The sequence below is a fragment of the Marinomonas algicola genome (assembly GCF_014805825.1).
In the GTDB taxonomy this organism is placed as follows: Bacteria; Pseudomonadota; Gammaproteobacteria; order Pseudomonadales; family Marinomonadaceae; genus Marinomonas; species Marinomonas algicola.
Genome location: NZ_CP061941.1, coordinates 2,267,996 through 2,279,808, shown reverse-complemented (window position 1 = coordinate 2,279,808; position 11,813 = coordinate 2,267,996). Strand labels below are relative to the sequence as shown.

9 protein-coding genes and 1 tRNA gene are annotated in these 11,813 nt (G+C 41.3%); 4 read left to right on the top strand and 6 right to left on the bottom strand.

The window, feature by feature from the left end; all coding sequences use genetic code 11:
• Nucleotides 1-33 precede the first annotated feature (33 nt).
• A complete protein-coding gene (locus IEZ33_RS10355) occupies nucleotides 34-1,353 on the bottom strand; it encodes a mechanosensitive ion channel family protein (protein WP_191600018.1) in 1,320 nt (439 codons plus the stop codon).
• A 285-nt stretch (nucleotides 1,354-1,638) separates the two neighbouring features.
• Between IEZ33_RS10355 and IEZ33_RS10350 the strand changes: the two genes are divergently transcribed.
• Nucleotides 1,639-1,908 (top strand): aldehyde dehydrogenase family protein, encoded by a 270-nt coding sequence (locus IEZ33_RS10350; RefSeq protein WP_191603606.1) that lies wholly within the window; start codon nucleotides 1,639-1,641, stop codon nucleotides 1,906-1,908.
• Between the two features lie 123 nt (nucleotides 1,909-2,031).
• On the opposite strand, the gene IEZ33_RS10345 is transcribed toward IEZ33_RS10350, so the two are convergent.
• Entirely contained in the window at nucleotides 2,032-2,877 is an 846-nt protein-coding gene (locus IEZ33_RS10345; RefSeq protein WP_191600017.1) for a transglutaminase family protein, read from the bottom strand.
• A gap of 368 nt (nucleotides 2,878-3,245) precedes the next feature.
• On the opposite strand from IEZ33_RS10345, the gene IEZ33_RS10340 reads away from it, so the two are divergent.
• The 3 genes from IEZ33_RS10340 (at nucleotide 3,246) to IEZ33_RS10330 (ending at nucleotide 7,671) form a co-directional block, all read left to right on the top strand.
• Complete coding sequence (locus IEZ33_RS10340) at nucleotides 3,246-4,511, top strand: glycerate kinase type-2 family protein (protein ID WP_191600016.1); 1,266 nt, start codon at nucleotides 3,246-3,248, stop codon at nucleotides 4,509-4,511.
• Between the two features lie 197 nt (nucleotides 4,512-4,708).
• A tRNA-Asp gene (locus IEZ33_RS10335) sits at nucleotides 4,709-4,785 on the top strand.
• Nucleotides 4,786-5,073: 288 nt separating this feature from the next.
• Nucleotides 5,074-7,671 (top strand): cupin-like domain-containing protein, encoded by a 2,598-nt coding sequence (locus IEZ33_RS10330; protein WP_191600015.1) that lies wholly within the window; start codon nucleotides 5,074-5,076, stop codon nucleotides 7,669-7,671.
• 106 nt (nucleotides 7,672-7,777) lie between these two features.
• Here IEZ33_RS10330 and IEZ33_RS10325 read toward each other — a convergent pair whose 3' ends face one another.
• The 4 genes from IEZ33_RS10325 to IEZ33_RS10310 form a co-directional block, all read right to left on the bottom strand.
• Nucleotides 7,778-8,419 carry a response regulator transcription factor gene (locus IEZ33_RS10325; protein WP_191600014.1) on the bottom strand — a complete coding sequence of 214 codons (642 nt, stop codon included), beginning with the start codon at nucleotides 8,417-8,419 and terminating at the stop codon, nucleotides 7,778-7,780.
• 27 nt (nucleotides 8,420-8,446) lie between these two features.
• Nucleotides 8,447-9,802 (bottom strand): cache domain-containing protein, encoded by a 1,356-nt coding sequence (locus tag IEZ33_RS10320; RefSeq protein WP_191600013.1) that lies wholly within the window; start codon nucleotides 9,800-9,802, stop codon nucleotides 8,447-8,449.
• 95 nt (nucleotides 9,803-9,897) lie between these two features.
• The gene (locus IEZ33_RS10315) at nucleotides 9,898-11,187 is read right to left on the bottom strand and encodes a TRAP transporter large permease (protein ID WP_191600012.1); all 1,290 of its coding nucleotides are present in this window, start codon (nucleotides 11,185-11,187) and stop codon (nucleotides 9,898-9,900) included.
• Between the two features lie 36 nt (nucleotides 11,188-11,223).
• Nucleotides 11,224-11,763 (bottom strand): TRAP transporter small permease subunit, encoded by a 540-nt coding sequence (locus IEZ33_RS10310; protein ID WP_191600011.1) that lies wholly within the window; start codon nucleotides 11,761-11,763, stop codon nucleotides 11,224-11,226.
• Nucleotides 11,764-11,813: the final 50 nt, after the last annotated feature.

The window sequence follows — 11,813 nt, the reverse complement described above, 5'->3', positions numbered from 1 at the left end:
GCGGCCACATTGGCGTTTTGCCCCCATGTACCTTTAGGTTTCTTGGTTCTTACCTTGATCTGGGTTAAGAATTTTAACTTCACGTTGAGGGAAGGGAATTTCAATACCGTTTTCTTTCAGTGTTTCTAAAATAATCAGCATAAGATCCCCGCCTACTCTGTTTTTACCATCATCAATACCCATCATCCAAAATTCAACAAACATGTTGATGCCTGAATCACCAAAACTGTCTATTTCACAATCTGGTCTTTCTTCAAAAGGAACATCAGGTCCACTGATTACTTGTTCATGTTCAGATACGGCGGCTTTGATCAATTCGACCAGGCTGCGTACGTCGGTTGAGTAGGGCACAGAAAAGTCAACACGATATCGCTGTTTGGGGTCTTTGTGAGTCCAGTTGATCATTAATGAAGAGATGAATTTTTCATTAGGGACTAGAATGTCTTTACCATCATAGGTTTCCAATACAGCGTACCGCATTTTAAATTCTCGAACGAAGCCTTTTTGACCATCGTCTAGCTCGACAAAGTCTCCCACGGTAAGGGATCGATCAAGCAAGATGATGATGCCCGAGATGAAGTTTGAAGCGATAGATTGCAGCCCTAAACCAAGTCCAACACCTAACGCGCCACCAAATACCGCTAATGTGGTTAGGTTAATTCCCATAATATTGAGCAAAAGCAAGACGATTATGCAGAACAGACCTACTTCAAATAGCTTACTAAAGACTTCTTTGGTTGGAATATCTAGCGAAGTTTGTTTTCTGATAACGGCCTTGCCAAAGTTGTTTGATGTGCGTCCTAACCAGAATAAAAAACTACCAAATATAAGTACCCTTGCGACACCATAGGCTGAAATGCTGACATTGCCAACATCGAGAGATATCTCTTCAAGTGCTTGAATGACTGTTGGCAGAAATCCCAATAAGTGCAGCATTAAAATGGGTAAGCCGACCCACCTAAACAGTGAGGCTGCGAAGGTTTGTTGTACAAAAGCCCGTATTAAAGAATTACCAAAGAGTAAAACCGCAATTGCTAAGGCGGTTCCAATTAACCAGGGGGTATATTCAAGTGTTTCACCGGCTTTTTTGGACACGTGTAATAATAGGATGGCCAGAAGCGGGAATAGAATACCACCAATTCGAAAGCCCAACTTTCTTAAAGGGTGGGCGCTTTCTAAAGGTTCATTGTGCGTAAGACCAACACTGTGACGGATTTTGTAAGCCATAACGAATGCGAGTAGGTAAATAACGGCAATGACGAGTAATTGTAAATAAGAATTTGGGTCTTCAATAAGCGACTGTATTTTATACAAGTGATCATCCAGAAATCGAGTGGTAGTGTCTGTATCCATAAAGTGCGTCTTTCGGTAAATGTTGGTTGAAAATTGAGCCGAGTAATTGTTAAGTAAGTACAAACCTCTAATATACGTGACTAGAATTGAGGTAGATACTTTTGGCCTATAGTAAGTGTTTCGAGCTTTTATTGATAGCATTCAAAAATAGCAGCATGCCTTTATTTGGTGGCAATGGCCTTCACTAGTAATGCTTGGATAGCGTGTGATAAGTGAGCCATTTTTACCGAAGAGAGGCGTGAAAAAGTTAGTGTTCACGGGCTAAGTAGAGGTTGGTAAACATCTATCTCATTCGATGATTTGGACGAGGTTTTAGCACTGGCCGATCATGATACGTTTGCATTGGGCGGGTCAGTATGGGGCGCTCAAGGTGAAGAATTAGAAAAAGTGGTTGATGCCCTTAATTCCGGTACCGTTTGGGTAAATAACCATGCAGAGGTACTGCCTCACGTACCCTTTGGTGGGAACAAACAGTCTGGTATGGGGGTTGAGTTTGGTATAGAAGGCTTATTGGAATACACCGTGCGTAAAGTCATTAACCGAGCAAAAGGCTAACCTCGATAATCATCATGAAGACCTTTGTTTAGCTGACGCCATTGTTGAGAGTGCTTCAAATCGCCACTGTTGACCTGAGTTTGAATGGACTCTCAGTAGTGGCTTTTTTGATTTTCCGTCTGATCACTCAAGCCGCTCTATCATTAAGTTGGTTATCAGTTGCGAGTTTGCACTTCCGCGTATACCACCAGAAACGGGCATGGTATTTTCTGGCGTAGAGCTAGATGCCACTGAAAAATGTGTGTTTCCTGTTAAGATGCCATGGCTCGGGTCGAACCCCAACCAGCCTATGCCGGGTATGAATGACTCTACCCAAGCATGCAATTCATAGATAGGCTGCTCGGTTTCGAAGTAGAAATAACCGCTCACAAAGCGCGTCGCCAGACCATGGTGTCGCAATACAGCAATAAGCATCCAAGATAAATCTCGACAGGAGCCTTTTTTGATATTAAAAGTCGCTTCAGGCTCAAGCGGCGGCCCACTTTCACGATACTCCACTAAAAAGTCGTTGTGTATCTGAGCGTTTAAATTTGTTATAAATTCAACCGTCTTAAATTTCGAATCATGCAGTATCTTCTGTGAGTAATCGATCAAATCGGTGGCGATATCGAGTTTTTGCAAATAGGCAAATAGCACTTGGAATTGTTTATCGGAATAAACAAAGGGCGTAACGCTAAAGGTATCTGGGTAAATAAGAAAATCAAAAGGATTGTAATCACGGATTTGTAGGTAGCTTTCCGCTGTGATGTGAAGTCGATTGGTTAGCGCTCCAAACCAATAAAAATCCACATCATTATGATCTTCATCCTCTATGACACGATGTCCTTCCGGAGTGGATTGGAGATCGATAGAAAACTGTTTTAATGTAATAAAAGGGGAGTTTTTCGGTCGAAATCTCAAACAGTGAGGTTCTAGAAAAACCTTGTTATCAAATATATAGGTTGTTTCATGGACTATCTTGAAATTCATAGAACTCTCTATAATCGGTGAGTGTCTATCTACTTACGATAAACTAAAGTGATAAATTGGCAAGGAAGTAAACCTGTTTGTAACACCATGCTCTCTAAATAGAAGTATGGCCGTTATTTGCTTAGCCCAGTTAGCCCTTGTAATGAGTGTAAGTTGTATTGGCACAAAAGCCTACGCAAATAAAGAAAGTATCCTTGAATTGGTTTGGTTTACATGGCGCTTCATCTTGTTAAGCATCAAAGTAACCAGTGTTTTGGTATGAAATTTGTATTACTGTTAAAACAGGTCGATTGGTTTTGATTTGAAAAGGGATGTTTTCGGACACAATGTTTAATAATTATTTGAAACAAAGAAATAAGGGCTAACTTATGATGACTCCAGAACATTTTTTAAATGAATTATTCAATGTCGCTGTCCGAAAAGCGCACCCAGATGATGGACTGCTTGCCGCCTTATCGACTGTTCCCGCTACTATCGGTGGAAGAACGGTCATTCTTGGTGCGGGTAAAGCGGCCGCGGCAATGGCTTCGATTGCTGAGAACTATTTTAAAGGTCGTGTGGAAGGCGTTGTGGTAACGCCTTATCAACATGGGTGTGAAACACATACGGTTGAGGTGGTTGAAGCCGCTCATCCCGTTCCTGATCAGGCTGGGCAGATTGTCGCTAGGAAAATGCTGACCCTAGTGAAAGGTTTGACAGAGAGTGATCGTGTTATTTTCCTTGTTTCTGGTGGCGGTTCATCTTTGTTAGTTTTGCCTCCAGAAGAAGTAGAGTTAGCCGAAAAGCAATCGATTAATAAACAGCTGTTGCGTTCAGGTGCTAGCATTGATGAAATTAACTGCGTCAGGAAAAAACTTTCTCAAATAAAAGGGGGGCGTTTGGCATTGCACTGTTCTCCTGCAACCGTACATACCTTTGCTATTTCAGATGTTCCGGGTGATGCTCCGAGTGTTATTGCTTCAGGTCCGACCGTTCAGGACGACACTAGCATTAAAGATGCTTTTGAGGTGCTATCTCGTTATGAGATTCAGGTTTCTGAAACCGTCATGGCGTATTTAAACATGCAGCAAGAAAAGGCTTTAGATTGGTCGTCTTTGTCAGAACAGAATAGCTATACTATTATCCGAACACCACAAATGTCACTTGATGCGGCCGCTGAATTTGCTGTTGCTCAGGGCATAACCCCCATTATTTTAGGGGATCTAGAAGGGGAGTCTCGTGATGTGGCAAAAGTACACGCGGGTATTACACGACAAATTATAAAATACAATCAGCCTTGTAAGATGCCATGTGTGATTTTGTCGGGCGGTGAAACCACTGTTACCGTAAAAGGGCGGGGGCGAGGAGGCAGGAACGCTGAGTTCTTGTTAGCCTTAACCTTGGACCTTAAGGGAGAAAAAGGCGTATCGGCATTGGCTTGCGATACTGATGGCATCGATGGCTCAGAAGACAATGCGGGAGCCATTATGTTGGAGTCTACTTATCAACGGGCTCTTGATAAGCGACTCAGTCCACGAGCGTATTTAGAAAATAATGATGGCTACTCATTTTTTGAAACTTTAGGGGGATTAATAATGACGGCGCCCACAAGGACAAATGTCAATGACTTTAGAGCAATACTGATTCAACCCTAGTGTCTTTAGATCGCAGTCACGCTAGCCACAATAAGATAATAAATACTTAATGAATGCATTAAATATCACTCGTAACGTAATTATTTCATTTTTAATTTTATAAAAAGGTTGCCTCTAATAAATCCTTTCTATAGAATGCCTGTCATCGAGTTGGAGCGGTCGTTTGTTTATACAAATGATTGATCTAATTGATAAATGGAGCGGTAGTTCAGTTGGTTAGAATACCTGCCTGTCACGCAGGGGGTCGCGGGTTCGAGTCCCGTCCGTTCCGCCATTTTTCTTGTATTTCAAATCTCCCCAAAACCTATCTTCTGTGTCAAATACATACTTTTAATAGCTCTATTCGGTTGCCTATAAATCATCTTTCAATCTCTTTACGCTTATTGTTTTCTGTCGTGTTTATTTTTCTTTATTCATCGGCGGTCCTATTCAATCAAACCCTCTATGAGCTTGTTATGGTCAATTTATATCGGCTAAAGTTACAATAAAAGCAGGGGATGCTACACTCGATATACATGCAAATTTAACGAGTCCTAGTAATCATATAGGGATAAAAGTAGCTATGGCGACAAACAAAACAACGTCTGTTCTTAAAGTACTCGATTATACAAAAAATGATAAAGAGTGGTTTGACGAGAAAAACATGGTTGCGGGTTACCATACCGTCTCGATACAAGGTGAAATCTTCTTAGGTCAACGTGACCCGCTGAAACGATTAGCGAAAGTTCCTTATGATTTTACGAATAAGCGGGTTCTGGATGTTGGTTGTTCTAACGGCGGTTTATTGCATGCGTTGACAGATCAAATTGAATTTGGTGTAGGGGTTGATTTCAACTCAAAATGTGTCAATGCAGCCAATGCGTTAAAAGCCGTTAATCGTACTGATAATATCCACTTTTATACCTTTGATCTAGATAAAGAAGACCTGTCAATGCTGACGCACTTTATCTTAGGTGAAAAAGTGGACATCTGTTTTTTCTTTAATATTTCCTTGTGGGTTAAGCGCTGGAAAGACGTTTTTCGCTTGTGTTCAAGCATGACAAGTTGCTTGTTGTTTGAATCCCATGGAACATTGGCGCAACAAAAGGCGCAATTGGATTTTGTTTCGACTATTTATAAAGAGGTGGTTTTGCTGTCGGATCAATCGGATGATGATCCTACTTACGCCAATAGAAAAATGTTTCTATGTGAAAAGCGTATTGACAACAAAATATTCGAAGTAGACCTAAATGATGTGACTTTATTAGATCAGTTTGATCGTCGGTCAATTCAAGTTGCCTATGAAAAGGCTTTCTCGGATCAAGTCGTACGCAGCATCCATCTGTTTCCTAGCACCCATGAAAGTGTGGTGGCCGACGTTAACAATCAGTACATTTTGAAACTGCCTAGACTTAATAGAGGGGGTGGAGGGTTAATCGCTGAAGCCATGATTACTGATTGTATTCGAGATAAAATTCATTTACCTATCCCTAAATTTGACATTGTGAAACAACCCGTATTAATGGGGCGTTATGCAAAAATTCAAGGTGATGTTTTTGATTCAAATCGCTATGACAATTTACCGGTAGAGTCTAAAAACCAATTAGCAGGCACCTTAGCGTCACTCTTGTTGGATTTCCATGCAATTCACCCTGATGAAATTGAGACACAAAAAATACCCTTAGTGCCTTCCTGGAGCGTGTCATTGCCATTAATTAAAGAGCAACTCTCTGAAGAGAAAGATGGGTCCGTGGTGGCGCTATTAGAAGAAACACTCTCGTTCCATGCGTCGTTAGTTGTGCCGGATTCACACAAGGTGTTTGGTCATTTTGATTTACATGGCGGCAATCTTCTTTTAGACACCAATCAAGTAAAAGTGAAGGCGGTTATTGATTTTGGGAATTGTAAAATTGGTGATTTGCATCAAGATCTTTCTACGATGAATTTGAGCTCTCCTGATTTAGCGGAACGTATTTTTGAAAAATACCAAATGCTGTCAGGACGTAACCTTGATTGGGCTTTAGTGTGTCATTATACGACGATTTTTTATCTTAATTTGCTGTCCGCATTAAAACGCGACCAGTCATCTAAGTACGCTTTTTGGTTAAGCGAATTGAAAAGTTGGCATCACGGAATACTAAGAAAAAGCGCCAGTAAATTGCTGCTTTCACCTCATGAGGAATCCTCTGTACCAAGTGAATGGCTGCGCTGGTTAGGGTCAAACCTTATGAAGGGCAGCAAGGGGATTGATTTACAAAAAGTCCTAGTAGAGCAAGGATTTACACCAATTGATTGTGCTTTAGAGACGCTAAAGGCTGAAAATCATCCTTACGTTGATGCTGGAAAGCATCTTTTTCAGGAGTTAGATAAACGCAATTGGTTATTAAGGACGTGCGATACTCTTGCGGCACTAGACGTTCATTATAATGCTTTAATAGAAAAGCGTAAGGCGCCAAGTTTCAGTGATTTTATAAGGCAATATTACAGTAAGCACCTTCCTGTTATTCTGACCGGGGCGATAGACCACTGGCCAGCATTAACTAAATGGACTCCTGAGTATTTTTTAGAAAAATTTGGTGATAAAGAAATCGAAATACAACAAGGACGAGAGCAGGATCCTCTTTTTGAGCGTAATTCGGTATTACATAAGAAAAAGATTCTGATGCGTGAGTTTGTCAAACTGATTCAGCATGGAGCAAGCAACGATCATTATATGACCGCGAATAACGCAGCAGGCAGCTATTCCAGTATGTCTCCATTGTTTGACGACGTGTCTGACTTTGCGATGGGTTATCGAAAACAAGATTCAATTGATACAACCAACTTACTTTGGTTTGGACCAAAAGGTACCTTTACTCCGTTACATCATGACTTGACGAACAACATGTTGGTGCAAATCTATGGTCGGAAAAAAGTTACCTTAATACCGGCGATGCAGGTGCCGTATCTCTACAATGATAAAGGTGTTTACAGTGCCGCAGAGTATCCAAACTTTGATGTCGCTCGCCATCCCGCGATGGCCAATGTGACTCCGGTATCTGTATTATTAAATCCAGGCGACTCTCTCTTTATCCCGATTGGCTGGTGGCATTGTGTTGAAAGTCTTGATGTTTCCATCAGTTTAAGTTTCACTAATTTTAATGCGCCTAATCATTTCCATGAACGTTATCCTAGGGAGTAGGGAAAGGGCAGAGAAATTGATATTAAGCAGATTAGATAAGTTTCAAAAATGAGAGCGAGCGTGGTCCCCTTACTTTTGATCAGTAGGAATGCGACTCATCTACTGATCAGTCGATGAGTTTTTTGTCTAAAGCGTATTTAATCAAACCAGCGGATGAGTGTATCTCAAGTTTGTTTTTGATGTTTTGTCTGTGGGTTTCTACTGTTCGCACACTGATGTTAAGTGATTGAGCAATTTCTTTATTAGAAAGGCCTGTGGCCACTTCTTTCAAAACGGATATTTCCCTTTTTGTTAAGGGCTCCTTTTGCTTGGTTGTCAGGGTATCGGTAAACAAAGCCGCTGACGCGCCTGAACTAAAGTAGGTGCCCCCTTGGTGAACCGTGGTTATGGCTTGAACAAGCTCTTCAGAGGAGACGTCTTTTAATACATAGCCATTTGCGCCTGATTGGATTAGGGACAAAATGTATTCTTTTTCATAGTGCATGCTTAAAATTAAGATTTTGACCAGAGGTTGCTCTTCTCGAAAGCGTTTCGTGGCTTCCAGCCCATTTAAAACAGGCATAGACACATCCATTAGAACCACATCTGGTTTGAGCTTATCCGCTTGGTTTAATGCTTCTAGGCCATTACACGCTGTGCCTATGACTTCAATATGATCTTCTAGTTCTAATCGAGCTTGCAATCCATCTAATACCAGCACATGGTCGTCGACCAGGAGCAGTTTTATTGTTTTTATCGGGTCTGCCATGGGTAACCTTTTCATTATAAGTATTGTTTATAGGGTTTGCTCTAAAGGCAACTTAGCCAGAATTTTTGTGCCTGCCCCCTTCCTAGATTCCAGTGTAAAGTCTCCGCCAATTAGCTCAAGCCTTTCTCTCATGTTAATTAATCCTATGCCTGGCAAAAGCTCGGCTGTTTGAGAAAAGCCTTTGCCATTGTCTAGACATTCGAGTTTTATATGGGCCTTATCTTGCCAAATAGTCAGCGTGACCTTGTTTGCTTGTGCGTGTTTTTCAATGTTACTTAACGCTTCTTGTATCAGACGGTAAATGGTAATTTCAATTTCATCGGGTAAATCATTAATTAATTTGCCTGTGTAAATAATATCTACTCCGGTACGCTCACTAAATTGACTGGTTAGTGATTTAATGGCCGCATCCAGTCCTAAATCGTCCAAAAGGGTAGGGCGTAAATTATGCGATATTTGTCTAACTTCATTGATCGTTTGATTAATGAGCGCTTCGGCTTTGTCTAACTCGGCTTCAATAACATCCGTTGTGTGATTTCGTTTCAATTTATTGGTTGCTAGCTCTACGCGGAACTTACAAGACACCAGCATTTGATTGATGCCATCGTGTAACTCTCTGGAAAAACGACGCCTTTCGTTGACTTGTATTCGCATAAAACGTTGTACTAATTCTTTTAGTCGAGAATCCGCTAGTCGATGTTCGTGAAGATTAATGGCTAACCCTAAAAGAATAACAAGAATGACAGTGACGATAACAATCGTAATCACACTTAGGAAACTTTTTTGAATATTTGAGTGCATGATGGCTTGCGTTTTGGCTAATTCATCATAAATATCATCAAGGTAAAGCCCTGTTCCTACCATCCAATCCCAGCGCTCAATCATGATGGTGTATCCAATCTTATCTTCTTGAATCATATAGGGTGGCTTTTCCCAAATGTAGCGATGGAAGCCTCCGCCGGCACGAGCGGCGGCAATTAGGTGTTGGATGAGGTGGTTACCAGATTTATCTTGAAAATTCCAAAGGTCCTGCCCAACGAAAATAGGTTGTGTCGGATGTACCAGGTTTACCCCTTCCATTGTATAAACAAAGAAATAGCCGTCATCATCGTAGGTTAATCTTTTTAGAATCTGTTTAACCTGCTTTTTGGCCGCTTCATCTTCAATAGAGTAATCATTTAAAATAGGTCTTATGGCGGACATAGCAATGCCAACATGACTTTTTAGAGCCTGTTTTTTGACATTAATAAGATTAAACTCATAAATAGCCAGCTCTTCTGCGGCGAGCTCTTTTGCAGATTGTAAGCTCAAATAGGTAATAATCGTCGTTGCAACAATAAGAGGTACTACGGCCAGTAAGATAATTTTACTTTTTAGGTTCATACGATCACCAAGGTTGTTTCAAAGATAAAAAGGCAGGAATGCATCCTGCCTTTTTATCTTAGCTACTCAGTTTTATTATTAAAGACAGCTCTCTCTTAGTCCATACCGTAGAGTTCAGGGAAGGTAATAATACTAATCAGAACCAATACTTGTATCAATATAAATGGAATCACGCCTTTATAAATATCAGTTGTTTTGATCGACCTGGGCGCGACGCCTTTAAGATAGAATAGACTAAACCCAAACGGTGGCGTTAAGAACGAGGTTTGCAAGTTCATGGCTATCAGGATAGCAAACCATACCATATTAATACCAAGCGCTTCCGCTACTGGCGCAAGGATTGGGACAATAATAAACGCGATTTCGATAAAATCGATAAAGAAGCCCAAAATCAAGATGGCTAACATGGCCAGGGCAATGAATCCCCATTTTTCTCCAGGTAAATCAAGGAGTAGCTCTTCGACGATATAATCGCCACCAGTATAGCTAAAAGCCATCGAAAAGGCCGTTGCCCCCATTAGGATAGCAAACACCATAGCGGTTACTTTTACGGTTTCCAAACTGCTATCAAAGAGCATTTTCCAGCTAAATTGACGGTACAATAAGGCTAATACGATGGCTCCAACGCCACCTAGTGCGGATGACTCAGTTGGTGTGGCGATGCCAGTAAAGATCGAGCCTAACACCACTAATACCAAAGCAAGAGGGGGTAAAATGGCTTTCAATGCACTGCGAATTTGCTCGCCACGAGTTTCATTTAAATCATCGGCAGGAACAGGTGGAGCCATGTCCGGATTCATATAAGTTAGAATCAATATATAAATAATGTAGCAAACGATTAACACAATGCCTGGAAGCAATGCCGCTTGAAATAAGTCGCCGACAGGAATGCCTAATACATCGCCTAGAATAATCAAAATAATCGATGGCGGAATGATTTGACCAAGTGTGCCCGACGCACAAATGGTGCCACAAGCAAGGGACTTGTTGTAGTTGTACTTAAGCATTACGGGCAATGAAATTAATCCCATAGCCACGACACTGGCACCGACAACACCAGTAGAGGCGGCCAACAAAGCGCCCACTAAGATTGTTGAGATGGCCAGTCCGCCACGAACGCCACCAAACAGTTTCCCCATGGCCTCCAGTAATTGTTCAGCGAGTTGTGTTTTTTGTAAAACAATACCCATAAAAACGAATAGTGGTACTGCCATCATGACAGTATTTTCCATGTAACTTTGTATGCGGAATGGCATAAAAGCAAACATATCGAAGCCTTCAGCGAACACACCAAAAATGAGTGCAATCCCACCGAAAGTGAATGCGACTGGGAAGCCTAATAAAAGCATCACCAGAGCGACGAAGAACATTATGATACCAATCATAAAAAACCTACTTTAAAATAGATAAAACGTTATGGATTAGTGCTGTATTGGAGGGTGATTGAAACCGTCTTCACTCACACCGCGAATCGCGTTTATGGAACGTAAAAGCATGCCTATACCTGCAATTGCCATAGAGAAAAAGGCAAATGGGATGACGGCTTTAATAATCCAGCGATAAGGTAATCCGCCTGGGTCGCCACTGGTTTCCCCTAATAAAAACGCTTCGTGAGAAAAGAAGGCTCCGTAATAAGCCACAAGCAGAGTAAATGGCAATAAAAAAAAGAGGCAGCCAAAAAGATCAATCCAAGCTTTTCCTTTAATAGAGAGGTTTTCGTAAATTAAATCAACACGAACGTGACCGCCGTTTTGAATACCATAAGGAATACCAATTAAGAAAATAGCGGCATACAGATGCCATTCAAGCTCTTGCATAGCAATCGAAACATCGTTAAATACGTATCGCATAAGCACGTCATAAAAAACGTTGAAGAGTAGGAGTATAAATAGAACGGCTGACAGCATGCCTAATAGATTTGAAAAACGAGAAATGCCGCGTTCTAGGCGAAGTAAGAACATAGTGAAGGCTCCTAGAATTTAGGGCATGGCAGGCAAGAGGGTGCCTGCCA

Bases quoted from the DNA above. Each gene is read 5' to 3' on its own strand.
- IEZ33_RS10340 (WP_191600016.1), top strand. From the start codon at position 3,246: ATGATGACTCCAGAACATTTTTTAAATGAATTATTCAATGTCGCTGTC.
- IEZ33_RS10355 (WP_191600018.1), bottom strand. From the start codon at position 1,353: ATGGATACAGACACTACCACTCGATTTCTGGATGATCACTTGTATAAA.
- IEZ33_RS10320 (WP_191600013.1), bottom strand. From the start codon at position 9,802: ATGAACCTAAAAAGTAAAATTATCTTACTGGCCGTAGTACCTCTTATT.
- IEZ33_RS10330 (WP_191600015.1), top strand. From the start codon at position 5,074: ATGGCGACAAACAAAACAACGTCTGTTCTTAAAGTACTCGATTATACA.
- IEZ33_RS10325 (WP_191600014.1), bottom strand. From the start codon at position 8,419: ATGGCAGACCCGATAAAAACAATAAAACTGCTCCTGGTCGACGACCAT.
- IEZ33_RS10310 (WP_191600011.1), bottom strand. From the start codon at position 11,763: ATGTTCTTACTTCGCCTAGAACGCGGCATTTCTCGTTTTTCAAATCTA.
- IEZ33_RS10345 (WP_191600017.1), bottom strand. From the start codon at position 2,877: ATGAATTTCAAGATAGTCCATGAAACAACCTATATATTTGATAACAAG.
- IEZ33_RS10315 (WP_191600012.1), bottom strand. From the start codon at position 11,187: ATGATTGGTATCATAATGTTCTTCGTCGCTCTGGTGATGCTTTTATTA.